A 24,475-nucleotide genomic window follows, 5' to 3' on the forward strand; every position below is an offset into this window, starting at 1 on the left:
TGCGCCCCCGTCGGCGTCGGATCAGGCCGGCGCCGACCGCCGGCGCAGTCTTCCCGCGGGGCGCACCAGCAGGGACAGCGAGGCGGCGGAGACGACCACAGCGCCGAGCAGCGTCGGCAGCAGGCTGCCGGAGCCCAGCGCGCTGTGGGTGACGAAGGCACCGAACAGGCCCCCCGCGACACCCGTCGACTGCACCAGGAGACGCGACGGCAGCCGGTGGGACAGGCGGTGGAACGCGGTCCAGCCGAGCAGCAGACCGATCAGCGCGGAGCCGAGCGCTTCCAAGAACATGATGGTTCCCTCCCACACGATCGGCCGGTGCCGGGCGGTCGTAGCCCGTCATACCCCTGACCTGCGGAACGCAACCCTCCCTATGAGGGGATTGTGCGCCACCCGTGAAGCCGCAGGTGAAGCAGTCCGTGCCGGCGGAACGCCGGAGGGGGCCCCGCGGCTCTCCGCCGCCGGGCCCCCTCCCGTCGTCCGACGGCGCCGCGACTACAGCGCGCCGAAGCCCACCTTGCGCGGGGCCGGCTCACCGAGCTCGACGTACGCGAGCCGGTCGGCCGGGACCAGCACCTTGCGGCCGTGCTCGTCGACGAGGGTCAGCAGCTGCGACTTCCCGGCCAGCGCCTCGGACACCGCTCGCTCGACCTCCTCGGCACTCTGACCGCTCTCCAGAACGATCTCGCGGGGCGCGTGCTGCACGCCGATCTTGACCTCCACGGCTATGTCCCTCCGACGGTCAGTGAAGTGCGCGACCTTCCGCGCCGTACCAGCACACATTAGCCCGGTGAGGGGACGAACACGCTCCGCCCGGGAACGCCAGGAGCGAACAGCGCACGGGAACAGAACCCCCGTACGGCGGTGCTCCGGCCGGGTGCGGTGGTGCCGCCTGTGGTCAGTGGTGCTGCTCGGCGCCGTGCAGCGGGAAACCGGCGATGCCGCGCCACGCCAGGGACGCCAGCAGCTGGACCGCCTGGTCGCGCGGGACGCTGCGGTCGCTGTGCAGCCAGGAACGGGCCACCACCTGGGCGAGTCCGCCGAGGCCCGAGGCCAGCAGCATCGACTCCGCGCGCGAGAGGCCGGTGTCCTCCGCGATGACGTCGCAGATCGCCTCGGCGCACTCGTTGGTGACCTTGTCGACGCGCTCGCGCACCGCCGGCTCGTTGGTCAGGTCCGACTCGAAGACGAGCCGGAAGGCGCCGCCGTCGTCCTCGACGTACGCGAAGTACGCGTCCATCGTGGCGCGCACGCGCTGCTTGTTGTCGGTGGTCGAGGCGAGCGCGCCGCGCACCGACTGGATGAGCGACTCGCAGTGCTGGTCCAGCAGGGCGAGGTAGAGGTCGAGCTTGCCCGGGAAGTGCTGGTAGAGCACCGGCTTGCTGACCCCGGCGCGCTCGGCGATGTCGTCCATGGCGGCCGCGTGGTAGCCCTGCGCCACGAAGACTTCCTGGGCGGCGCCCAGCAGCTGGTTCCGTCGGGCACGGCGCGGCAGGCGCGTGCCCCGCGGGCGTGCCGCCTCTGTCTGCTCGATGGCTGTCACGCCGCCTCCCAAAGTCGTCCACATGCGGTGTGCGCCGCGCCGCCATCGTACTTTTCGGTAACCGTGGTGTGCGCGGTGCGAGCGCAGGATTTCACGGACCGGACAGCGACAGAAGCGGCATAGAAGGCTTCAAACGGGCTCAAGGTGGGCATGAGGCTCCACTCCTGCTCAGCGGCGGTCTTTCCCGCCGCGCGTCCCGAGTGCCGCCCCACGCGCCACCTTGTGCGCCCCGTTCCTCACCGGTAGTCGTCCTCGTCGATGGAGACGCCCCGCGCCTGTTCGATGAGATCGGCCTCGTTGGCGCGGTCAGGATCCCCGGTGGGGGGTTCGTCGTGGTCCGGCGCGACGTCGGCGTGCTGCTCGGCGGCGTCGCCCTCCGGGGCCTCGACGGCGATCTCCGTGGCGTTGTCGTCCTCGTACGTCTCGGGATCGGTGGGGTCGAATGCCATGCTGGGCTCCCTTCCTGCTGCATGCTGCGGAATGTCCCTGCGAATGTCCCTGGAAGAAGCAGGGGCCATGTGCGGGTGCCCTCTGTACGAGCGTAGGAGACACCCGTTGGCGACGCTATGCGATCCGTGGTCCGAACGGCGGTCCCACATGCGCACGATCTGTGACGGCTGACACAGACGAACACAGGAGTCACTACGTGATCGTCTCGTAACATTGGCGCATGTCTTCGACCGAGCTGCCCTTCGTGCCGCCCGCCAACGTTCTGCCGAGGGTGACACCCGTCGGGGTCGAGGAGGGCGAACGGCTGCGCTCGGTCGAACTGCCGGGCATCACGCTGTCGGTACGCTCGCGGCCGCCCGCGCGCGAGGGACTGCCGCCCGCGCTGTACGTGCACGGCCTCGGTGGCTCCTCCCGGAACTGGTCCGCCCTGATGCCGCTGCTCGACGGCCTCGTCGACGGCGAGGCCGTCGACCTGCCGGGCTTCGGCGACTCCCCGCCCCCGGACGACGGCGACTACTCCGTCACCGGGCACGCGCGCGCGGTCATCCGCCTCCTCGACGCCTCCGGGCGAGGAGCGGTGCACCTCATGGGCAACTCGCTGGGCGGCGCCGTGACCACCCGTGTCGCGGCACTGCGGCCCGACCTCGTGCGGACGCTCACGCTCGTCTCGCCCGCGCTGCCCGAACTCCGGGTGCAGCGCACCGCCCTGCCGACCGGCCTGCTCGCGGTGCCCGGCGTCACCGCCCTGTTCACCCGGCTCACCCGGGAATGGACGGCGGAGCAGCGGGTCCGCGGGGTCATGGCCCTGTGCTACGGCGACCCGGGCCGGGTGACGGACGAGGGTTTCCGCAACGCGGTGGAGGAGATGGAGCGGCGGCTCCAACTGCCATACTTCTGGGACGCGATGTCGCGCTCCGCGCGCGGGATCGTGGACGCGTACACGCTGGGCGGTCAGCACAGCCTGTGGAGACAGGCCGAGCGGGTCCTCGCGCCCACGCTGCTGATCTACGGCGGCCGTGACCAGCTCGTCGGCTTCCGCATGGCCCGGCGGGCGGCCCGTGCCTTCCGCGACTCTCGCCTCCTCACCCTGCCGGACGCCGGCCATGTGGCGATGATGGAGTACCCGGAGACCGTGGCCACCGCGTTCCGCGAACTGCTGGTGGACACAGGAGAGTTGGAGGCCGGATCGATGAAGGAACCGGGAGCGGACGCCGGGGCCGGGGGCGACGGCGGGGCACGGACCGGCGTCGAGCGCGTGGACCGGGCTCGGGGCACGGGCACCGGCGCTCCCGGTGCCGGGGCGGTCGGTGGCGCCTCCCGGCCGGAGACCGGCGGCGGAGCATCCTTCGGCGCGAGCACGGGGGGCTGAGGGCCGACGTGGGACGCCACAGCCGCCGCGGGGCCGCGCCCAAGGGCAAGGCCGCGAACACGAACACCGGCCGGGACGACAGCGCGCCCCGGCAGGGGTACGGGCCAGGGGACGGCCGTGAGCCGCACGGCGGCCCGGAACTCCGGGACGACAGCCGTCCTCTGGGCGGTCCGGAGGGCTGGGACGGCCGCGAGTACGGGAGCGGCGCCGAGCCCTGGCGCGGCCCGAGCGGCCGGCCGGGCCCGGGGCCGGCTTCCGGCCAGGTGCCCGGACAGCGGGCCGGAGCCCCCGGAGCCACGGGCCCTGCCTATAGAGGGCCCCGCCCCCACGACGGCACACCGGCCCACGGCACTCCGCGCTTGAGCGACGGCACACCAGCCCACGGCACTCCGCGCTTCAACGACGGCACCCCTCCTCACGGGGTGCCGCACTACGCGGACGGGACGCCGGCGCGGGGGATTCCGCGGGCCGCGGGCGGGGTCCCTGGTCCCGGCGGCCCGCCGCTGTCCGACGGGGCGCCGGCTCAGGGCGGGCCCCGTCCGTCCGGCGGCGCGCGGCGCTCGGCCGACGGCACGCCCGCCCACGGCACTCCGCGTCCGGCCGACGGCACTCCGGCGCGCGGCGTTCCGCGAGTTGCCGACGGCACCCCGGCCCGGGGGATTCCCCGGGTTCGCGGTGGGCACCCGGAGCAGCGGGAAGCCGGCGGCGGCTGGGGGCAGTTGGGGGTGGATGCCATGGACGGGAGCGGAGCGCAGGGGCCGACGGCCGCCGGCCTCGACGGCTCCACCGCTCCCGCCGCCTCCGCGCGTGCCCGCGCTCCCATTCCCCGGCAGCGGCGGGCGTCGCCCGCCGGGCCGCGGCAGGACTACCTCGACGCCTTCGACGAGGACGACGACGTCTTCGCCCCCCGCGCTGACGCGCGCACCGCGAACCAGGCCGCGGCTCCGCCGTCCGGCCCGGCCGGGCCGGACACGGCGGCCGGCGGGGGCGACGGCGCCGCCCGCCCCGACGGCGAGTCCGCGCGAGGCACCGCGACCAAGGGGAAGACGTTCACCGGCATCGCGGCCGCCGCCGTCACCACCGTGCTCGCCGTCGTCGTCGCCGGACAGGTCGCCGACGACCGGACCGACGCCGGTGTGCTCTCCCAGTCCGCCACCGACCGGGCGGCACCGAACGCCGCCGACATCGCGGGCGCGGACTCGGGCACGGACGGCAAGGTGGCCCCGCCGAACGTCTCGGCCCTGACGTACGGCCAGAAGATGACCACGAAGTACCCGCTCAGCCCCACTCTCGAGGGCTCCGGCCGGTTCGACGCGGTCCCGGGCTTCGCCAAGGCGCACGGCACGGGGCGCAAGTACACCTACCGCGTCGACGTCGAGCAGGGCCTCGGCCTGGACGGCGAGCTCTTCGCCGCGGCCGTGCAGAAGACGCTCAACGACGACCGCAGCTGGGCCCACAACGGCGGCCGCACCTTCGAGCGCGTCTCCTCCGGCAAGCCCGACTTCGTCATCACGCTCGCCAGCCCGGGCACCACCGCCACGTGGTGCGCCGAGTCCGGTCTGGACACGACCGTTGACAACGTCTCCTGCGACTCGGCCGCCACGGAGCGCGTGATGATCAACGCCTACCGGTGGGCCCAGGGCTCCAAGACCTACGGCGACGAGATGTACGCCTACCGGCAGATGCTGATCAACCACGAGGTCGGCCACCGGCTCGGCTACGGCCACGTCACCTGCGACAAGGACGGCGCGCTCGCACCCGTCATGCAGCAGCAGACGAAGTTCCTGGACCACGACGGAATCCACTGCCTGCCCAATGCCTGGCCCTATCCGGGGAGTTGACCGGACCCGGGCCGGCCGGGCCCGTGGTGTGACGTTTCGTGTCCGGTTGATCTCCTAACGCGACGGAACGCCGTTCGCACGGGAAAGTTACGACCGTTCACCCCTTTTGGTGGGGGGGGGGGGGGGCCGGGCCCCCCGCGCCCCCCCCCCCCCCACCCCAGCCCCCCCCCCCCCCCCCCCCCCCCCGCGCCGGGCCGGGCCGCCCCCCCCCCCCCCCCCCCCCCCCCCCACCGTCATGTCCGCATACGTTCGTCCCGCTGCGAGCCGTCGGTGCGACGGCGGCTCCCCACGGGACAGACGGGAGATCGGGGGTGCACGCGTGCGCATCGGACTGGTGACGGAGGGTGGCTATCCGTATGTGAGCGGTGACGCCGGACTCTGGTGCGAACGGCTCGTGCGCGGGCTCGAACGGCACGAGTTCGACCTCTACGCGCTCAGCCGCAGCCGGCAGCAGGAGGACGAGGGCTGGGTCCCCCTCCCGCCACAGGTCAGCCGGGTCCGTACCGCGTCCCCGTGGGCCGCCGAGGACGACGGGGACGGGTACGGACGGCGTGCGCGCCGGCGCTTCGCCGAGTGCTACGGGGAGCTGGCGTCGGCGCTGGTCGCGGCGAGCGGCGGCGATCTGCGCGAGTTCGGCGAGGCGGGCAGGGGGGCGGGCACGGGCGGCGCCGAACTTGAGGCGGACCGTTTCAGCAGCGCGCTGTACGGCCTCGCCGAACTCGCCCGTGACGAGGGCGGCCTGGCGGGCGCGCTGCGCTCGGAGTCAGCCGTCCGCGCGCTGGAACGCGCCTGCCGCGCGCCCGGCGCACCGCGTGCCGCACGCGAGGCCCGCGTCCCCGATCTCCTCGAGGTCACCGCGTACCTGCGGCAGGCGCTCAGCCCCCTGTCGCTCGACTGGTACGAGGACGACGGCCTCGGCGCGGCCGACCTCTGCCACGCGGCGGCCGGCGGCACGGCGGCGCTGTCCGGACTGCTCGCCCACCACTTCACCGGCGTGCCCCTGCTGGTCAGCGAGTACGGCGTGCGCCTGCGCGCGCACTACCTCGCCACCGGCGCCGACGGGACCGCCCCGGCCGTGCGGGCCCTGCTCGCCGCCTTCCACGGCGGTCTCGCCGCCGAGGTGTACCGGCGGGCCGCCGTCGTCACCCACGGCAACGCGCACGCCCGCCGCTGGCAGGAGCGCTGCGGCGCCGACCGGGCCAAGCTGCGCACCGTCCACCCCGGCATGGACGCCGCCCCCTTCGCCGAGGCCGGGGAGTCGCCGGAGGCCGCCGACCCGGACACGCTCGTGTGGGTCGGCCGCGTCGGGCCCGCCAAGGATCTGGTGTCCCTGCTGCACGCCTTCGCCGAGGTGCATCGGCAGGAACCGAGGGCCCGGCTGCGCATCGTGAGCGCGGGAACCGGCTCCGACGGGGCCGCCTACCTGGGCCACTGCAGGGTGCTCGCCGCCCAGCTCTTCCCCGACGAGGCCGCGGGTCCGCACACCGTCGGGGACAACCCGGTGTCCTTCGAGGAGATCGGCGGCCCGGAGGCGCCGACCCTCGCCGACGCCTACGCCTCGGGCGCCGTGGTCGTCCTGTCCAGCGTGGTCGAGGGCTTCCCGCTCGGCCTGGTCGAGGCCATGCTCTGCGGCCGTGCGACGGTCTCGACGGACGTCGGCGCGGTCGTCGAGGTCGTCGGCGGCACCGGAGTGGTCGTGCCCCCGCGCAATCCGCGGGCGCTCGCCGAGGTGTGCGTGAATCTGCTGCGCAACCCCGAGCGCCGTGCGCGCCTGGGCGCCGCCGCCCGCGCCCGCGCGCTCGAACTGTTCACCGTCGAGCAGAACATCGCGGCCTTCCACGGCATCTACCTGGAGGTCGTCTCGCACTGTCCGGTCCAGCGGGTCGTGCTCGACGAGACCGGCGAGCCCCTGCCGTTCGCCGCGCCCGCCGAGGCCCATGTGCCCGGCCGCTGGACCCGGGCCGCCGACCGCTTCGCGGCCCGCTCGCGCCCCAGCTGGGCCACCGGCTCACCGACGGGGTGCGCGGCCCCCACGACCACCACGGAGGCTTCCCGATGACCGGCCCGAGAACAGAGGACCACCTCGGCACCCCGGCCGGCCGGGGTGGTCCGGGCGACGGCTTCGACGCCGGGGCCGCTCCGGACCCGGGCCTCTCCGTATCCTCCCGGCGCGGTGCGGCCGATCCCGTCAAGGTGCTGATGCACCGTCACCGCGAGCTGTGCGAACGGGCCGTCGACCCCCTGGAGATCGCCGCCGGTCTGGAGGCCCACGGAGTCACCGACCGCACCGCCGCACGCTTCCGCCACCGTGACGTGTTCTCACTCGCCGAGGAGATGTACGCCCGGATCAGCCGGGACACCGAGACGCCCCCGCGGGACGAGGCCGCTGCCGTACCCCGGCTGGGCCCCGGCACGGTGGCGTTCGGCCTGCTGCCCGGCGCCCTGTGCGCGGCCGCCGTGGCCGGGCTGCGCCTGACCGAGGGCCGGACCCGGCTGGGTGTCGCCGCGCTCGGCGTCGTGGCCGTGGGCCTGGGTCTGCGCGCCGTACTGCGCCGGGGCCCGCTGAGCGCCGAGGGGCGCACGCCCCCCGGCGCGCACACGCCGGGCGTCCGCACCTGGACGTGGTGGCTCCTCGGCTACGCCCTCCTCGGCGACGGCCTGCTCGGCACGGCCGTCGACGGCGGGCCCGAAGGACTGCCCGACTTCACCGCGGCCGGGGCCTGGCCCCTGACCACCGCTCCCGTGCTGGCCCTCGCCCTGGCCTGCGGGCCGGCGGCCTGGACCACACACCGTTTCACCGCCGGCGCCCGGCGCAAGGTGACCGTGAGCCGGGGCCTCGAGGAGTTCGCGGCGTCCGTACGGCCCCTGCTGCTCGGCACGTTCGGCCTGTTCCTGTGTGCCCTGGCCGCCCTGCTCGCCGTGTGCGGCGCGGTCCTGGACGAGCCCGCCGGCTACGCCCAGGCCCTCACGCTGGGCGCGCTGCTGCTGCTCGCGCGCCTCCTCACCACGCACGGCTTCACCCACGCCCCGGCCGTCGCCCTCGGTACCGCGGCCGCGGCCGAAGCGACGGCCCAGGCCACCGTCTTCGCCGCCCGCCTCCCCGGCTGCGGTGCCCTCGCCACCCCGGTCGACACCCTCGTGGCCGCCTGCGGCCCCGGTGGCGTACCGGCCCTCGCCTGCGGAGCCGCCGCCCTGGCCCTCCTCCTGCACGCGACCCGCACGCTGACCCGGGCCTCGGCCCATGCACGGGCGGAGCGGCAGCGATGAGCGGCGCGGCAGCCATGACGGGTGCCGGGCCGGTCACCCCCGAGAGCCCCCGTACGGCCGTGGCCACGGGCGCCGCCCGCGTTTCCCCGTCGGCTGCGGGCGCCCGACCCAGTGCAGGCCCGCGATCCACCGCCGGAGCCCGTCGCACCACCCCCTAGAAGGAGAAAACCAGATGATCACCGCCCGATCCGGAGCGCCCGGAGCATCCGGAGCCACCGGAGCGCACACCCCGGGAGCCGCCCGATGAGGGTTCTGCTGATCGGAGCCAACGGATACCTCGGCCGTTTCGTCGCCGACCGCCTGCTCGCCGACCCGGCCGTCCAGCTCACCGCCCTGGGCCGCGGCGACGACGCCGACGTGCGCTTCGACCTCGCGGCCGGCAGCCCCGGAGCGCTCACCCGCTTCCTGGACGCGGTCCACCCCGGCGTCGTCGTCAACTGCGCGGGAGCCACCCGAGGCGGCGCCCGCGACCTCACCCGGCACAACACCGTCGCCGTCGCCACCGTCTGCGAGGCCCTGCGCCGCAGCGGCTGCGGCGCCCGGCTGGTGCAGCTCGGCTGCAGCTCCGAGTACGGCCCCAGCCAGCCCGGCTCCTCCACGGCCGAGGACGCCGTGCCCCGCCCCGGCGGCCCCTACGGCGTCAGCAAACTCGCCGCCACCGAACTGGTTCTCGGCTCCGGCCTCGACGCCGTCGTGCTCCGGGTCTTCTCGCCCGCCGGACCCGGCACCCCGGCCGGCTCGCCGCTCGGCCGGCTCGCCGAGGCCATGCGCCGTGCCATGCAGTCGGGCGACAGCGACCTCAAGCTCGGCGGCCTCGGCGTCCAGCGCGACTTCGTCGACGTCCGCGACGTGGCCCGCGCCGTCCACGCCGCCTCCCTCTCGGCGGCCCAGGGCGTCATCAACATCGGCTCGGGCCGCGCCGTCCGGCTGCGTGACGCCGCGGCGATCCTCGCCCGCGTCGCCGGATACGGCGGCGCCCTGCACGAACTCGACGGCCCGTCCGGCGTCCACCTCAGGGCTGCCATCGGGCACCCCCGGACGGAGTCGGACCACCCCGCCCCGGTCGCGTACCCGTACCCCGACGGCTGCGGAAGCTGGCAGCAGGCCGATGTGCGCACCGCCCGCGACCGGCTCGGCTGGCGGCCCCGGATCAACCTCGAAGAGTCCCTCGCCGACATCTGGATGGAGGCGGCATGCCGTATCTGACCAGCACCCCCGTGAGTGTCCCCAGCACCACACTGCGCACCGGACTCGGTGTCCCCGGCTGGACCCACCCCCTGCTCGCCCCGGCCGAGTGGAACGAACTCACCCGGCCCGGCACGCCCTTGCACTGGGTCGTCCTCAATGTCGCCGACGGCCCCGGCGTCCAGCCCGACCCGCACTGCCTGGAGGCGGCGGGACGGCTGCGCAACGCGGGCGTCCGCGTCCTCGGCCACCTCGACGCCGCGCACGGCGCCCGGTCCTTCATCGAGCTGGTCTCCGAAGCGCGGCGCTACCTGGAGTGGTACCGGGCCGACGGCTTCCTGGTGGACCGCTGCCCCGCCGACCGCGCCGGGCTGTTCGAGGTCCGTCGCACGATCGACGCGCTGCGGGCCGTGCGTGACGATGCCCACATCGTCCTCGGCCACGGCACCCACCCGCATCCCGGCTACGCCGAGCACGCCGACCAACTGGTGACCTTCCGCGGTCCGTGGAGCGACTACCGCTGGTCGCAGGTCGCGGAGTGGACCGCCGAACATCCGCCCGAGCGCTTCTGCCACTTCGTGCACGGCGTTCCGCGCGGCCACCTCGACGAGGCGCTGCGCGTCGCCCGCTGGCAGGGGGCGGCGACCATCTGGTTCACCGACCGCTCCGATCGCGACGGCCTGGCCGGGCCCTGGGAGAACATGCCCGGTTACTGGGACGAAATCGTCTCGCGGATCGGACGAGGTGTCTCGGAATGAAGAAGGCCGTGGCAGTGTTACGAGAAGAACAACCGTAGTGTTTGACCGACCAACGGAGTCCCCGTGTCGCTGCCACCCCTGGTCGAGCCGGCTCCCGAGCTCACCGTAGACGAGGTTCGCAGGTACTCCCGCCACCTGATCATCCCCGATGTGGGCATGGACGGGCAGAAGCGGCTGAAGAACGCCAAGGTGCTGTTTGTGGGTGCCGGCGGGCTGGGTTCGCCGGGTCTGATGTACATGGCCGCGGCGGGCGTCGGCACGCTCGGCATCGTGGAGTTCGACGAGGTGGACGAGTCGAACCTGCAGCGCCAGGTCATCCACAGCCAGTCCGACATCGGCCGTCCCAAGGCCGAGTCCGCGCGCGACACCATCAAGGGCATCAACCCGTACGTGAACGTCGTCCTTCACCAGGAGCGGCTCGAGGCCGACAACGTGAAGGAGATCTTCAGCCAGTACGACCTGATCGTCGACGGCACGGACAACTTCGCGACCCGGTACCTGGTCAACGACGCGTGCGTGCTGCTCAACAAGCCGTACGTGTGGGGTTCGATCTACCGCTTCGACGGCCAGGCCTCCGTCTTCTGGTCCGAGCACGGGCCCTGCTACCGCTGCCTCTACCCGGAGCCGCCGCCCCCCGGCATGGTCCCCTCCTGCGCCGAGGGCGGCGTCCTGGGCGTGCTGTGCGCGTCCATCGGCTCCATCCAGGCCAACGAGGCCATCAAGCTGCTGACGGGCATCGGCGAGCCGCTGGTCGGCCGCCTGATGATCTACGACGCCCTGGAGATGCAGTACCGCCAGGTCAAGGTCCGCAAGGACCCCGACTGCGCGGTCTGCGGCACGAACCCGACCGTCACCGAGCTCATCGACTACGAGGCCTTCTGCGGCGTTGTCTCCGAGGAGGCCCAGGCGGCGGCCGCCGACTCGACGATCACTCCCAAGCAGCTCAAGGAGTGGATCGACGACGGTGAGAACATCGAGCTCATCGACGTCCGCGAGCCGAACGAGTTCGAGATCGTCGCCATCCCGGGCGCCCGGCTGATCCCGAAGAACGAGTTCCTCATGGGCTCCGCCCTGGAGAGCCTCCCGCACGACAAGAAGATCGTCCTGAACTGCAAGACGGGTGTCCGCAGTGCGGAAGTCCTCGCCGTACTGAAGTCCGCGGGCTTCGCGGACGCCGTGCACGTCGGCGGCGGCGTGATCGGCTGGGTCAACCAGATCGAACCGCACAAGCCGGTCTACTGATCACCGGTCCCGCTGACCGGCAGGACAGAAGAAGCCCACGGCCGTGACCAGCTCAGATGCCGTGGGCTTCTGTCATTTTCGGTCGAAGGAAGCAGAATGTGAAGCGGCCGAGGTCCGCAGCCGCGCGCGAACCGTGGGACGCTCGCCGGGCCCGAGGTTCCGGTTGGCGTGCGCGGCCTCTCGCGGGACCTCCGAGACGAAGCCGAGAGCGTCGAGGAACTTCAGGCCCGGCTGCCAGCCCTCCGCGACGGATGCGATGACCTCGGTGCAACCGTCCGCCGCCAGTGAGCTGATGAGAGCCGAAGCGACCGCGCGCCCCAGACCGAACCGACGGCAATCGGGCTGGATCAAGAACAAGCCGACCGAACAAGCGCCACGGTCGGGATACTCCCGCACAGCATCGATGAGCCCGATGATCCGGCCTTCGGCCTCGATCACCAAGATGGCCTTGTTCTCGAACTCCGCACCGTCGGGAAGGCTGTAGTAGAGGCTCTGCACGTCACCGGGCATGGCGGGCTGGCCGAAGGCGTGGCTGAACCAGTCCTCGCATGCCTCGAACATGCCGAGCACGTCGGGTTCGTCGTCCGGCTCCAGGCCACGAACCCGGAGGCGGCGGCCGTCCATCTCGAGGTCCAACAGCATGTCAGCCAGTCTATTTCCGACGGCCTGAACGCTCATCAGCCTCGCGAGATGTTCTAACCGAACTCGCCCTCGCGCACACCGTCTCGGAAGGCTGCCCATTCCTCTGCGGTGAACCGCAGAGGCGGCAGGTCTCGATGGTTCGAGTCACGGACGGCAACAGCTCCGCCACCAAGGTCCGCTACCTCGACGCAGGTGGACGTGTAGGGGCTCTTGCTGCTCTTGACCCAGCGTGTTTGGCTCAGATCGAGTGCGTACAGTTCAGCCTTTTTCGCTTGCATGAGAAGCTCCGTTCGGTGCTCGATTATGTGTTCTCCATCCACCCTCGTCTTCCTGCTTCAACGTCGCAACTGGCGAGGTGGACAGCGGTTTTCGCCACCGCCTCAACCCACCGCTTGCCCGGCTCCCAGCTCCCCCGCAGACACCAGGACGGGCCCGCAGCCGGCGATCTGTCTACTGATCAACGTTCTCGCCGCCCAGCGAGACTGAGGAAGCCCACGGGACTCATCACCAGCAGTCGATGTCGGCCGATCCCCCGCGAAGGACCGGATCGGTGCTCGTACCGTGGATCAGCAGAAGACCGCCGTCCCGCCCCCAGTCCGACTCGTGCAGGTCGTCCGCCGCTTCCCACATAGTGCCGAGCACCGCCATGACGATCAGCAGAGTGTTCCCCCGCCGCGTCCACACGGCTCGCTCCCGCGGGAGCCCGGAAGCACCCGCCGCGCGGCCCGCCCGGGTGAGGGCCCATCGGAGAACGAGCGCCATGACAAGGAGAGCCGCACTCACCTCCCAGCCGGGTATCACCCGCCCCCGCACGACCAGCAGGAGGCTGCTCCAACTCGCCACGGCGGCGAGAGCCGGACCCCCGATGCCTACCGCCGTGGAGACAGCGGGCGACCACCTCACGGTGTGCGTTGCGCGTGCTTCAGTCACGCGGGTAAGACTCTCCGAACGCGCCGACAGTTGCGGAGGCGGAAGGGGCGCAGCGCCTCAGGGCGCAGATGGACAGCGCGCCCCTGGTCCGCCATGCTGCCTGACGGCGAGTGAGGGGCCGGCGTCGGCTGCATGGTGTAAGGGGCGGGGACTGATGGAGCAATCGCAGGGCGTGGCCATGCCGCCGGAGTGCATCCGGTACCGGTTGACACGCCCCCAACGCCTGCTGCCCGTGCTGCCCAGCCTCATCGGCATGACCTTCCAGGTCCCGTTCTGGTTGGACGGGGCACCGTTTGCTCCCGCGCTGGCCACCGGACTGCTCGTATGGGGTCTCCTGCTGTGCTCGGCGCTGATCATCTCGCGGCTCTTCGGGGTCACTCTCACGCCATCGGCGGCCATCGTGCACAACTTCCGCCGCCGGACCATCCCGTGGTCGAACGTCCAAGCCATCCAGATCGAGTCCCTCTTCGGAAGCCGGACCGTCGTGATCTACGAAGCGGGCGGCCGCCGTACCCGCCTGCGGGCGCCGATCACCGGGTTCCTCAACTGGGACCGCGGCTTCGAGGCGAAGTTCCACACCATCGGCAGATGGTGGCTGGCTCACCGCGGCCCCGACTGGGCTCCTGTCCCGCCACCGTGGATGCAGTGGGGTGGCCCGCCGGCGTCCCAAGGGAGCCCCTACGCCCCTCGCGCGTAGTGAGCGGCCGGCACCGCCCGGCCACCTCCACCACCGTTGTCACGAACAGACCTTGCCGTCCTTCGGCACGGTGCCGTACAGCAGATACGCGTTCACCGTCGAGTCCACGCAGTCGCTTCCGTTGCCGTACGCCCCGTGGCCCTCGCCCTTCCAGGTGAGTTCCACGCCGACGCCCTTGCCGAGTGCGTCCGCCATTCTCCGGGCGCCCTCGTAGGGTGTCGCCGGGTCACCGGTGTTGCCGATCAGCAGGATCGGTGCCGCGCCCGGTGCGCTGACCCGAGGGGTGTCGTACTGACCGGGCACCGGCCAGTCGTGGCACCAGCCGGCCGTGTCCCAGGCCATGAAGGCGCCGAACACCGGTGAGATCCTCTCGAACTCGGGCAGCAGCTTCCTCACCTGCTCCACGGTGGGCCGCTGCTTGGCGTCCAGGCACGATATGACCCGTTGGGCGTGGGTCGCCGTGCCGTAGCGGCCCGAGCCGTCACGTTCGTTGTACGCGTCGGCGAAGGACAGCAGCCCCGAGCCGTCGCCCCGTTCCGCCGCGGCGAGGGCGTTGGTCAGGGCCGGCCAGCCGCTCTTGCTGTAGAGCGGCAGCGCGATGCCGGTGACCGCCAGTGTCTGCGTCAGCTTCCGTCCGGAGGACGTGGGCAGCGGCTCGGCGTCCAGTCGCCGCACCAGGTCCGCGATCTTCCGCGAGCCGCGCTGGGGCTCCTGCCCGGTGGATTTCAGGTAGGCGTCCAGCGCCCGTTGGAAGCCCCTGGTCTGGTTCAGCGCGTGACCCACGGAGTCCGCGGTCGGGTCCACCACCGCGTCGAGGACCAGCCGGCCGACGCGCTGCGGGAACAGGTGCGCGTACACACCGCCGAGTTCGGTGCCGTAGGACATGCCGAAGTAGTGCATCCTCGTGTCGCCGAGGACCTGGCGTATCAGGTCCATGTCCCGGGCGGTGTCGGTCGTCGAGACATGAGCGAGCAGTTTCCCGGCCGCCTTCAGGCAGCCCTGGCCGAAGTCTGCCGCGTCCTTCAGGTACGCCTGCTCCTCGGCCGCGGTGTCCGGTGTCACGTCGATCGCCTCTGCGGCCTCGATCCGCCGGTCGCTGCGGCAGCGCACGCCGGAACTGCCGCCGACCCCGCGTGGATCCCAGCTCACCAGGTCGTAACGCTGCCGCAGGACGGTGACCTCGGAGGCGTACGACGGCAGCGCGGCCACGCCCGAGCCGCCGGGGCCCCCGAAGTTGAACAGCAGGGACCCGGTGCGCTCCCTGGTGGCCTTGGCGCGGACGAGCGCGAGGCCGATGGTCTCGCCGTCCGGACGGGACCAGTCCAGCGGCGCCTTGAGCGTGGCGCACCGCCACGCGTCACCCGGCGCGGGGGAACCGGCCGTTGCCTTGCAGCGGCCCCAGTCGAGCCGCTGCGAGGTGAGCGAGGACGGCAGCGGCGCGGTCGGCGTGCCGGACGGTGGGGCCGGTGCCGGAGCGGACCGGTCCTTTCCTTCGCCCGGACCCCGGCCGGCCGGTCCGCCGCCGCACCCGGCCAGCAGTACCGCGGCGGCGACCGCGGCCGTCCATCGCGTCAGACGCGCCATGCGCTTCCCCCCTCACCGGCTCTCCGCGGATCGGCCGCGGAGAGCGTTCAGGCCATGGTAGACAGATCCCCCCAACCCTCGTGGGAGCCTGTGGATAACCCTCTGACCTGCTCTTTTGTCAGTGAGAGGCTCTGGCTGTCCGCGGCTATGCGCAGACCTTCCCGGTCGGTGGCACCTTTCCGTCGAGCAGATAGCCGTTCACCGCGTTCTGCACGCACGGGTCCTTGCTGTTGTAGGCGCCGTGCCCCTGGCCGTGCCAGGTGAGTTCGACGCCGACACCCTTGCCCAGCGCTTCCACCATCCTCCGGGCGCCCCCGTACGGAGTCGCCGGGTCGCCGGTGTTGCCCACCACGAGGATCGGTGCCGAACCGGGCGCGCTCACGTCGGCGTGCGCGGCCGCACCCGGCACCGCCCACTGGGTGCAGCTGAGCATGCCCCAGGCGAGGAAGTCGCCGAACACCGGGGAGGCGGCCCGGAACTCGGGCAGCTTCTGCTCCACGAAGGCGGGCGTGTACCGCTGCTTCTCGTCGGCGCAGTTGATGGCGGCGTTCGCGGCGGCGAGGTTGCTGTACCGGCCGTTGACGTTGCGGCCGTTCATCGCGTCGGACAGCAGCATCAGGATCTCGCCGTCGCCCGCGTAGGCCCGCTGGAGCCCTTCGATGAGCGGGGCCCACAACTGCTTGGAGTACAGAGCCTGGGCGACGCCGTTGGTCGCGGCGGTCCGGGTCAGCCGGCGCGGGAAGATGCCCGGGATCGGATTGGTGTCGAGCTTCTTCAGCAGCGCGGCGACGCGGTCCTCGACGTCCTGGGCGCTGCTGCCGATCGCACACTTGGTGCCTTTCGCGGCGCAGTCCTTCGCGAAGTTGTCGAGGGCGAGCTGGAAGCCCCTGGCCTGGCCGAGGGAGGTCTGCTCGGGGGTCTGGGTGGGGTCGACCACCGCGTCGAAGACCGCGCGGCCCACGTGCTTGGGGAACAGGTGGGCGTACACGCCGCCGAGCTCGGTGCCGTAGGAGATCCCGAAGTAGTGGAGCTTGGAGTCGCCGAGCACCTGGCGGATCAGGTCCATGTCGCGGGCGGCGTCGGTGGTGCGCACATGCGGCAGGACCCTCCCGGAGTTCTTCTCGCAGGCGGCGTTGAACTGCTTGGTGTTGTTCAGGAACGTGGCACGTTCGGCGGCGGTCTCCGGTACGGCGTCCTGCTGGAAGTACTGGTCGAGCTGCGCGTCCGTCTTGCATTTCACGCCGGCGCTGCGCCCCACCCCGCGCGGGTCGAAGCTCACCAGGTCGTAGCGGGTGCGCAGTTTGGTGTAGTCCTGGGCGATGGCGGGCAGCGTGGTGACGCCGGAGCCGCCCGGGCCGCCGAAGTTGAAGAGCAGCGAGCCGATGCGCTTGCCGGGCCCGGTCGCCTTCGCCCGGATCAACGCGATGCCGATCGTGTCGCCCTGCGGTTTGCTCCAGTCCAGCGGCGCCTTCATGGTGGCGCACTGCCACTTGCCGCCGCCGGGCGGTGGCGAGGGCGCCGCCCCGCCACCCTCCGCCGCGGACGGCGCCGGGCAGTCCTTCCAGTCCAGCCCCGGGTCCGTCGGCCCCCCGCCGACGGAGAGCCCGCCGCAGCCCGCGGTCAGGGCGCTCAGCAGGACGGTGGTCGTGGTCAGGGCGGCGGCACGCAGCCCGTGGCGCTTGTGCATGAGCCCATCCTCACGCCGCGGCCCGCCCACCGCGCGGGACGCGTGCCGTTCGGAGTACGGCCGCGACGTGTCCCTACAGAGCGCCCTTGCGGCTCAGGTGGTTGAAGGCCAGCCAGCCGGGCAGGACCGGCAGCCACAGCGTCAGCAGCCGGAACATCAGCACCGCGGGCGCGGCCACTTCCTTCGGCAGGCCCACCGCGATCAGGCCGACCGTGAGGGTGGCCTCGACCGCGCCGACGCCGCCCGGGGTCGGGGCGGCCGAGCCGAGCGCGTTGCCGGCGAGGAAGACGACGGCGACGCTGGCGATGCTGATCGACGTCGACTGGTCGCCGAAGGCACGGATCGAGGCGTCCAGGCACATCACGAAGCAGAACGTCAGCAGCAGCATGCCGCCGATGCCGGTGACGAGCTTCTGCGGCCGCTGGAGCACGTCCAGCATGCGCGGCACGACACCCGCGAAGAGGGAACGCACGCGCGTGACGACGAACTTCCGCAGGAACGGCACCGAGGTGACCACCAGCACGAGCACCGCGACCGTCAGCAGGCCCGCGATGACCGTCCGGGACGGAGACAGGGACGGCGTCTTCTCCGTGCCGGTCAGATAGCCGAAGGACAGCAGCATCAGAATGTGGCAGCCGAGCCCGAAGAGCTGCGAGGCGCCGACACTGGCCACCGCAAGCCCGGGGCGCACGCCCGCGCGTTGCAGGAAGCGCGTGTTCAGGGCCACGCCGCCGACCGCGGCCGGAGCCACGATCTTCACGAACGAGCCGGCGACCTGCGCCGCCACCGTCCGCACGAACGGGACACGCTCCGGTACGAAGCCGAGGAGCGCCATGGCCGCCGCGACATAGCTGAGCGCCGAGAAGAGCACCGCCGCGATCACCCAGCCCCACTGGGCGTGGGCGACGAGCGTGCCGAACTCGATGTGCGTGAGCTGGGTCAGCAGGTAGTAGGCGCCGATGGCACCCGCGATGAAACTGATCAGCGTCCGGGGCCGGATCCGCTCCAGCCGGGCCGGTTCGACCGGCGCCTGCGGCCTGATCCGCAGCACCTGGTGGCGGATCTGGGTGAGCAGGTCCTCTTCGCGGGCCTCCTCCAGGGCCTCGCCGATGGCCCGTTTCTCCGCCCGCGCCTCGGCACGCTCGGCCTTCTTGTCCTTCTTGTCGGGCTTCCCTGTTTTCTCTGCTTTTTCTGGCTCCTCCGGCTTTTCCAGGCTGACCGGGCCGGCCCCACCGGTGTCCTGGGCGGCCTGTTCCAGGCGGGCCTGCTTGGCCTGCTGGGACGTCTCGAGCACCGCCTCGCGTTCCCGCTGCGCCCGCTCCCGGGCCAGCCTGCGCAGCGTCGCGCGCGTGGAGCGCGTCAGAGCGATGGGCTGGAGCATGGGCAGACAGTCGGCGACCGCGTCGGGCCCAAGGACACCGACCGCGGAGGCCACGGAGCGCTCCGCGCCCACCCGCAGGCCGAGCGTCGTCAGCAACTGGGCGATGTCCATGCGCAGCAGCAGATCACCGGCCGCGATCTCACCGCCGCGCAGGTCGGTGAGGATCACTCTGCGGGAACGATCCACCAGGATCGCATCTCCGGCCAGCCTGCGGTGCGCGATGCGTCGCGACTGCAACGCCCGCACCTGCTCCCAGGTGCGGTGCAGCAGCTCGTCGGTGATCTCCTCGTCCGCCAGCGAGTCGAGCGTGCGCCCGCCGGTGTGCTCGTAGACGAGCATCACGGCGTCGGGGCCGAGCTCGGAGGTTGCGATCAGCTTGGGGGCGTTGGCGCCCGCCGCGATGGCCGCGTAGGCGAGCAGCGCCTCCTGCTCCAGGGCCTGGCGCAGCGACTGGAGGCTGCGGCGGGTGGCGAAGCCGCGCAGCGTGAGGTTGCGCCACACGCGGTAGAAGAAGCCCTGCGCCTGCTGCTCGCGGTCGACGACCGTGACGTCCAGCGGTGGTCCGTCCTCCAGGGTGACGAAGTAGCGCCGGCCGCGATCGCCGTTGTCCGCGGTCTCCGTGACTTCCTCGCGGGCCGCGCTGACCGGGTGGAAGCCGACGGTCCGCAGCCTCGCCACCAGGGTGCGTCCCGTGGGGCGGACGTTCGGTGAGCCGACCGCGTAGAGGGTGCCGTAGGCGATGGTCCAGCCGATCAGCACCGTCAGGATGATCGAGAACGGTGTGGTGTAGCCCGTGACCAGCATCGAGAAGGCGTCGAGCAGCAGCACGATCCACAGCACCGAGCGCCAGCGCGGCCGGCGGGACATGCCGACCGCCGTCATGTACGCGATGACAGGGGCGAGGTAGCCGTGCACCGGGTCGGTGAGCGCGTGGACGTTGCTGGGGGAGGGCTGGGTGAGCGCGTCCTGGATCGAGTGCGGGGCGCCCTTGGCGACCCACAGGTCGGTGGCGAGCGTCACCCCGTGGGCCAGGACCGCCGCGAGCACGCCGTCGGCGATCCGCAGCCCGTCCCGTTTGATCAGCCGCTCGATCGCGAAGGCGACCGGGACCAGCAGGATCGCGATGCTCGACGCCAGCCCGGCGATCTTGATGAGCAGGTCGGGGGCCTGACCGGTGCCCTTGTTGATGTCCTGTTCGAGGCCCGAGGTGGTGCCGTGCGCGAACCCGGCGATCGCCAGCAGGACGACGATGGCGAGCACGCCCACCAGCAGCCGCATCAGGTCGGAGGGGCGGTGCACGCGCGCGGGAAGCAGCGGCTCGTCGCCCTCGATCTCGTCGGCGTGCGTCACGGCGTCCTCCTCCGCGGGCTTCCTGTCCGCCTTCGGAGCGTCCGTGTCCTGCGCCTTCGGAGCCTGGGTGCCGCCGGTGCCGGGGCGCGACGAAGCCCCAGAGGTGCCCTCCGCGTCATCGGGGTGCACACCCTGCTGCTTCATGATCTCTTCTTGGTCTCGTATCACCGGTCACCGCCCGCACGATGGTGGCATGTCCCACCGGCACACAGGGTCATCAGGGTGCATGCGCGCAGCCGCACAGTCTGCCCGAGGCGTCGCCCGGGAGCGAGGGCCGCGCCCCGACCGCGGCACGGTCCGCTGTCGGTGGGGTGGGGCAGGATGGGGCGGATGAGCGAAGTGAGCCCTCCGGACGACGGCCGCCCCGAGCATCCCGACGCGCTGCCCGAGTACGCCGAGCGGGTACTGGAGGTCGCCGAGATGATCCCGCCCGGGTGCGTCATGACGTACGGCGACGTCGCCGAGTGGCTGGAGCGGGGAGGCCCCCGCCAGGTGGGCCGCGTGATGGCCCTGTACGGCGGCGCCGTCCCGTGGTGGCGGGTCGTACGCGCCGACGGGGTCCTGCTCCCGGGCCACGAGCTGCGCGCTCTCGCCCACTACCGCACGGAGGGCACGCCCCTGAAGGAGGCGGGCAGGGCGGCCGAGGGCCACCTGCCCCGCCTCGACATGAGACGGGCCCGGTGGGACGGCGGTGAACGGACGCAGGGAGGTCACACCTGACAGCTTCCGCCATTCGAGGGGGCGGTGGGGAGTCCATGGCCCGTACGGGGGAATCGGGGCACGCCCGTGGCATGCCGTACGTTCGTGGGTGGAGGGACACACGTGACGGCGGTGCCGGGGGAGGAGTGGGAGAAGCGAGGGAAGAGGGCGAAGCCCTCCTTCCGCGCCGGGCGGCGGCGTAGCGTCGGCTCCGCGTGCCTCCCCCACCCCAGCGGCCACCGCCCGCTCCCCAGGGCCGTCCGTCCCCGCGACGACGGCGCTGCGCGCCGGCCGTGACAGACCCCAGTACACCCACCAGGACCGGCGAACCACGTGAGCTCCTCTTCCTCCACCAGGCACCTGCCCCACCCCCGGGTGAGGCAGGGGGACCGTGGCGCCTACCGACTGGTGCGTACCCCGCCGACCAGACCGGATCCCCCTCGCCTGGACGCAGCACAGCGCTCCGTGGTTGACCACCGGACCGGTCCGCTGCTCGTCCTCGCGGGTCCGGGCACGGGCAAGACCACCACGCTGGTCGAGTCCGTGGCCGCCCGGATCGCCCGCGGCCAGGACCCCGACCGGATCCTGGTGCTGACGTTCAGCCGCAGGGCGGCCGTCGACCTGCGCGACCGCATGGCGCTGCGCACCGGCGCGGCCCAGGTCCCGCAGGCGACCACCTTCCACTCGTTCTGCTACGCCCTGGTCCGCGCCCATCAGGACAGTGAACTGTTCGTCGAGCCGCTGCGGCTGCTGTCCGGACCCGAGCAGGACGTGACCGTCCGCTCGCTCCTGGCCGGCCAGGCCGACCTGGAGCGGCTCGGCCTGGCGCATGTGCGCTGGCCGGACGAGTTGCGCGCCTGCCTGACCACCCGCGGCTTCGCCGACGAGGTCCGCGCGGTGCTCGCCCGCAGCCGCGAACTGGGACTCGGACCCGACGCCCTGGCCGCCTTCGCCCGCAGCATCGGCCGCCCCGACTGGCAGGCCGCGGCCGCCTTCCTCGCCGAGTACCTCGACGTCCTCGACCTGCGGGGCGTCCTCGACTACGCCGAACTGGTCCACCGCGCGGTGCTCCTCGCCCGCCGCCCCGAGGTCGCCGAACGGCTCGCCGCGCGGTACGACGCGGTCTACGTCGACGAGTACCAGGACACCGATCCCGCCCAGGTACGGCTGCTGCGCGCGCTGGCCGGGGGCGGCCGCACCCTGCTCGCCTTCGGCGACCCCGACCAGTCGATCTACGCGTTCCGGGGCGCGGACGTGAACGGGATCCTTCAGTTCCCGCAGACGTTCCCGCGCGCGGACGGCGCTCCCGCGCCGGTGCAGGTCCTGCGCACCTCCCGGCGCTCGGGCGCCGCCCTGCTGGCCGCGACCCGGCTGCTGACCCGGCGGATGCCGCTCACCCGACTGCCCGCCGACAAGGTCCGCGCCCACCGGGAGCTCACCCCGGTGCGCGACGGCGGTCGCGTCGAGGTGCACACGTACCCGACGGCGGGCACCGAGGTGGACAACATCGCCGACATCCTGCGCCGGGCGCACCTGGAGGACGGTGTCCCCTGGAGCGAGATGGCCGTCCTGGTGCGCGCCGGCGGCCGCTCCATTCCGGGCCTCCGCCGCGCCCTGACGGCCGCCGGAGTGCCCCTGGACATCGACGGCCACGACCTGCCCCTGCGGCACGAGCCGGCGGTGGCACCACTGCTGACGGCGCTGCGGGCGGTGGCCACCGCGGAGATGGGGCGGCGCTCGGAGGACACGGTTGCCGGAGAGCCGGTGGGACCCGCCGGGGAGCAGGCGGCCGACGCAGAAGAGTGGGCGGCCGGCACCGGGAAGTCAGCGGCCGGCACCCAGGAGCGAACGGCTGGCACCGGGAACCAAGCCGCCGCCGCCGAAGAGCAGGCCGCCCACGTGCAGCCCCGGGAGGATCCCGAAGCGGACGCGGCGGCCGACGCCTGCTGGCTGGACACCGAGACCGCGCTCACTCTCCTCGCCTCGCCGCTGGCCGGCATGGACGCCGCCGATCTGCGTCGCCTGGGGCGCGCGCTGCGCGAGGAGGAACGCGCCGCCGGCAACCCGCTGCCGCCGCCCTCGGACCGGCTGCTCGCCAGGGCGCTCGCGCACCCCGAGCGTCTGGTCGCGCACGACCCCACGTACGCGCGTGGCGCCCAGCGTCTCGGCGCGCTGCTCGGGAAGGCGCGGGAGCGCCTGGCGGGCGGCGGGACCGCGGAGGAGGCGCTGTGGGACCTGTGGGACGGCACACCGTGGCCCTCCCGCCTGGAGCGGGCGGCCCGGCGCGGCGGCGCGGCGGGCCGCAACGCGGACCGGGACCTCGACGCCGTGTGCGCGCTGTTCGCGACCGCCGCCCGCGCGGAGGAGCGCACCGGCGGCCTGGGCGCCCTGAACTTCCTGGCCGAGATCGAGGCCGAGGACATCGCCGCCGACACGCTCACCCGGCGCGCCGTGCGCCCCGACGCCGTGCGCCTGATGACGGCACACCGCTCCAAGGGCCTGCAGTGGCGCCTGGTCGTCGTCGCGGGCGTCCAGGAAGGCCTGTGGCCGGACCTGCGGCGCCGCGGCTCCCTGCTGGAGGCCGACCGCATCGGCCGCGACGGACTCGCCGCCCCGCTCACCCCGGGCGCGCTGCTCGCGGAGGAGCGGCGGCTGTTCTACGTGGCCGCCACACGCGCGCGTGAGCGCCTCGTGGTGACCGCGGTGAAGGCTCCCGCGGACGACGGCGACCAGCCCTCCCGCTTCCTCACCGAGCTGGGTGTCGAACCCAGGGACGTCACCTCACGCCCGCGCCGCCCGCTGTCGGTGGCGGCGCTCGTCGCCGAGCTGCGGGCCACGACCGTCGACCCGCGCGCCTCCGCCGCTCTCCGGCGGACCGCCGCGCACCGGCTGGCCCGGCTGGCCGCGCTCGCCGACGACGAGGGCCGTCCGCTGGTGCCCGCGGCCCACCCCTACCGCTGGTGGGGGATGGCCGACCCGACCGAGAGCAAGGTGCCGCTGCGCGACCGCGACCAGCCCGTGGCGCTGTCCGGCAGCGCCCTCGACCAGCTCGCCAACACGTGCGCGCTGCAGTGGTTCCTCAGCCGCGAGGTGAAGGCCGACGCCCCCGCGACCGCCGCCCAGGGCTTCGGCAACGTGGTGCACGTCCTCGCCGACGAGGTCGCCTCCGGACGCAGCCCCGCCGACCTCGCCGTCCTCATGGAACGCCTGGAGACGGTGTGGAACGCGCTCGCGTTCGACGCGCCCTGGAAGTCGGCCCAGGAGAAGGAGCACGCGCGCGTGGCGCTGGAGCGCTTCCTGAACTGGCACGTCCTGGAGCGCGCGGGCCGCACCCCGGTGGCCGGCGAGCACGACTTCGACGTGACCCTGGAAGCGGGCGGCTACCAGGTGCGTATCCGCGGCTCCATGGACCGGGTGGAGGCCGACGGCGAGGGACGCGCCTACGTCGTCGACTTCAAGACCGGCAAGCAGGCGCCCACCGGCGCCGAGGTGGCCCGCCATCCGCAGCTCGCCGTCTACCAGCTCGCCGTCCGCGAGGGCGCGGTCGACGAGGTCTTCGACGGGATACGCCCCGAGCCGGGCGGCGCCGAGCTCGTGCAACTGCGCCAGGGCGCCGCCAAACGGGACGGCGGCGACAGCCTGCCCAAGGTGCAGACGCAGGAGCCGCTGGAGGGGGAGTGGGCCGGCGAGCTGCTGGCCACCGCCGCCGGGAAGGTTCTCGACGAGCGGTTCACGCCGACGGCCGGGCAGCACTGCGCGCACTGCGCCTTCCGGGCGTCGTGCAGCGCGCGGCCGGAGGGCCGCCACATCGTCGAGTGAGCCGCGTGACGAACGGCACCACCCGCGCTGA

At 73.0% G+C, this 24,475-nt stretch carries 20 protein-coding genes; 10 read left to right on the forward strand and 10 right to left on the reverse strand.

What is annotated here, in order from left to right:
• Nucleotides 1-21 precede the first annotated feature (21 nt).
• From ACF09J_RS10350 to ACF09J_RS10365, 4 genes are all read right to left on the reverse strand, one after another.
• Nucleotides 22-291, reverse strand: a complete 270-nt coding sequence (locus tag ACF09J_RS10350) for a hypothetical protein (protein WP_392304957.1) — start codon at nucleotides 289-291, stop codon at nucleotides 22-24.
• A 204-nt stretch (nucleotides 292-495) separates the two neighbouring features.
• On the reverse strand, nucleotides 496-723 hold the full coding sequence (locus ACF09J_RS10355; protein ID WP_062711803.1) for a DUF3107 domain-containing protein: 228 nt from the start codon (nucleotides 721-723) through the stop codon (nucleotides 496-498).
• Nucleotides 724-898: 175 nt separating this feature from the next.
• The gene (locus tag ACF09J_RS10360; RefSeq protein WP_390828628.1) at nucleotides 899-1,543 is read right to left on the reverse strand and encodes a TetR/AcrR family transcriptional regulator; all 645 of its coding nucleotides are present in this window, start codon (nucleotides 1,541-1,543) and stop codon (nucleotides 899-901) included.
• A 236-nt stretch (nucleotides 1,544-1,779) separates the two neighbouring features.
• On the reverse strand, nucleotides 1,780-1,992 hold the full coding sequence (locus ACF09J_RS10365) for a hypothetical protein (protein WP_392304958.1): 213 nt from the start codon (nucleotides 1,990-1,992) through the stop codon (nucleotides 1,780-1,782).
• A gap of 221 nt (nucleotides 1,993-2,213) precedes the next feature.
• Between ACF09J_RS10365 and ACF09J_RS10370 the strand changes: the two genes are divergently transcribed.
• The 7 genes from ACF09J_RS10370 to moeZ all read left to right on the forward strand — a co-directional run bounded on the left by ACF09J_RS10370 (nucleotide 2,214) and on the right by moeZ (nucleotide 11,655).
• Nucleotides 2,214-3,362 carry an alpha/beta fold hydrolase gene (locus ACF09J_RS10370; protein WP_392304959.1) on the forward strand — a complete coding sequence of 383 codons (1,149 nt, stop codon included), beginning with the start codon at nucleotides 2,214-2,216 and terminating at the stop codon, nucleotides 3,360-3,362.
• A gap of 161 nt (nucleotides 3,363-3,523) precedes the next feature.
• Nucleotides 3,524-5,203: a DUF3152 domain-containing protein gene (locus ACF09J_RS10375; RefSeq protein ID WP_392305116.1), complete on the forward strand. Its 1,680-nt coding sequence runs from the start codon at nucleotides 3,524-3,526 to the stop codon at nucleotides 5,201-5,203.
• A gap of 319 nt (nucleotides 5,204-5,522) precedes the next feature.
• Nucleotides 5,523-7,262 (forward strand): DUF3492 domain-containing protein, encoded by a 1,740-nt coding sequence (locus ACF09J_RS10380; protein WP_392304960.1) that lies wholly within the window; start codon nucleotides 5,523-5,525, stop codon nucleotides 7,260-7,262.
• Nucleotides 7,259-8,470, forward strand: coding sequence for a hypothetical protein (locus tag ACF09J_RS10385; protein ID WP_392304961.1), 1,212 nt, complete (start codon nucleotides 7,259-7,261; stop codon nucleotides 8,468-8,470). Before ACF09J_RS10380 ends, ACF09J_RS10385 begins: the two co-directional genes overlap by 4 nt.
• 243 nt (nucleotides 8,471-8,713) lie before the next feature.
• Nucleotides 8,714-9,676: an NAD-dependent epimerase/dehydratase family protein gene (locus tag ACF09J_RS10390; RefSeq protein WP_392304962.1), complete on the forward strand. Its 963-nt coding sequence runs from the start codon at nucleotides 8,714-8,716 to the stop codon at nucleotides 9,674-9,676.
• Nucleotides 9,664-10,413 (forward strand): spherulation-specific family 4 protein, encoded by a 750-nt coding sequence (locus tag ACF09J_RS10395; RefSeq protein ID WP_392304963.1) that lies wholly within the window; start codon nucleotides 9,664-9,666, stop codon nucleotides 10,411-10,413. Before ACF09J_RS10390 ends, ACF09J_RS10395 begins: the two co-directional genes overlap by 13 nt.
• Nucleotides 10,414-10,476: 63 nt before the next feature.
• Entirely contained in the window at nucleotides 10,477-11,655 is a 1,179-nt protein-coding gene (gene moeZ, locus ACF09J_RS10400; RefSeq protein ID WP_392304964.1) for an adenylyltransferase/sulfurtransferase MoeZ, read from the forward strand.
• A 72-nt stretch (nucleotides 11,656-11,727) separates the two neighbouring features.
• On the opposite strand, the gene ACF09J_RS10405 is transcribed toward moeZ, so the two are convergent.
• The 3 genes from ACF09J_RS10405 to ACF09J_RS10415 form a co-directional block, all read right to left on the reverse strand.
• Complete coding sequence (locus ACF09J_RS10405) at nucleotides 11,728-12,297, reverse strand: GNAT family N-acetyltransferase (RefSeq protein WP_392304965.1); 570 nt, start codon at nucleotides 12,295-12,297, stop codon at nucleotides 11,728-11,730.
• Nucleotides 12,298-12,350: 53 nt separating this feature from the next.
• Nucleotides 12,351-12,575: a DUF397 domain-containing protein gene (locus ACF09J_RS10410; RefSeq protein WP_392304966.1), complete on the reverse strand. Its 225-nt coding sequence runs from the start codon at nucleotides 12,573-12,575 to the stop codon at nucleotides 12,351-12,353.
• Nucleotides 12,576-12,801: 226 nt separating this feature from the next.
• The gene (locus ACF09J_RS10415; RefSeq protein WP_392304967.1) at nucleotides 12,802-12,981 is read right to left on the reverse strand and encodes a hypothetical protein; all 180 of its coding nucleotides are present in this window, start codon (nucleotides 12,979-12,981) and stop codon (nucleotides 12,802-12,804) included.
• Nucleotides 12,982-13,381: 400 nt separating this feature from the next.
• Between ACF09J_RS10415 and ACF09J_RS10420 the strand changes: the two genes are divergently transcribed.
• Nucleotides 13,382-13,924: a hypothetical protein gene (locus ACF09J_RS10420; RefSeq protein WP_392304968.1), complete on the forward strand. Its 543-nt coding sequence runs from the start codon at nucleotides 13,382-13,384 to the stop codon at nucleotides 13,922-13,924.
• Nucleotides 13,925-13,963: 39 nt separating this feature from the next.
• Here the strand turns inward: ACF09J_RS10420 and ACF09J_RS10425 are convergent, their stop codons facing one another.
• The 3 genes from ACF09J_RS10425 to ACF09J_RS10435 all read right to left on the reverse strand — a co-directional run bounded on the left by ACF09J_RS10425 (nucleotide 13,964) and on the right by ACF09J_RS10435 (nucleotide 20,070).
• Complete coding sequence (locus tag ACF09J_RS10425; protein WP_392304969.1) at nucleotides 13,964-15,508, reverse strand: alpha/beta hydrolase; 1,545 nt, start codon at nucleotides 15,506-15,508, stop codon at nucleotides 13,964-13,966.
• A 145-nt stretch (nucleotides 15,509-15,653) separates the two neighbouring features.
• Nucleotides 15,654-17,195: an alpha/beta hydrolase gene (locus ACF09J_RS10430; RefSeq protein ID WP_392304970.1), complete on the reverse strand. Its 1,542-nt coding sequence runs from the start codon at nucleotides 17,193-17,195 to the stop codon at nucleotides 15,654-15,656.
• A gap of 73 nt (nucleotides 17,196-17,268) precedes the next feature.
• On the reverse strand, nucleotides 17,269-20,070 hold the full coding sequence (locus ACF09J_RS10435) for a YbhN family protein (protein ID WP_392304971.1): 2,802 nt from the start codon (nucleotides 20,068-20,070) through the stop codon (nucleotides 17,269-17,271).
• Between the two features lie 186 nt (nucleotides 20,071-20,256).
• Here ACF09J_RS10435 and ACF09J_RS10440 point away from each other — a divergent pair, with 186 nt between their 5' ends.
• Nucleotides 20,257-20,646 (forward strand): MGMT family protein, encoded by a 390-nt coding sequence (locus ACF09J_RS10440; protein ID WP_392304972.1) that lies wholly within the window; start codon nucleotides 20,257-20,259, stop codon nucleotides 20,644-20,646.
• A 312-nt stretch (nucleotides 20,647-20,958) separates the two neighbouring features.
• Nucleotides 20,959-24,444 (forward strand): ATP-dependent helicase, encoded by a 3,486-nt coding sequence (locus ACF09J_RS10445; protein ID WP_392304973.1) that lies wholly within the window; start codon nucleotides 20,959-20,961, stop codon nucleotides 24,442-24,444.
• The last annotated feature ends 31 nt before the right edge of the window (nucleotides 24,445-24,475 follow it).

Source organism: Streptomyces sp. NPDC014889 (assembly GCF_043081205.1).
Lineage (GTDB): Bacteria > Actinomycetota > Actinomycetes > Streptomycetales > Streptomycetaceae > Streptomyces.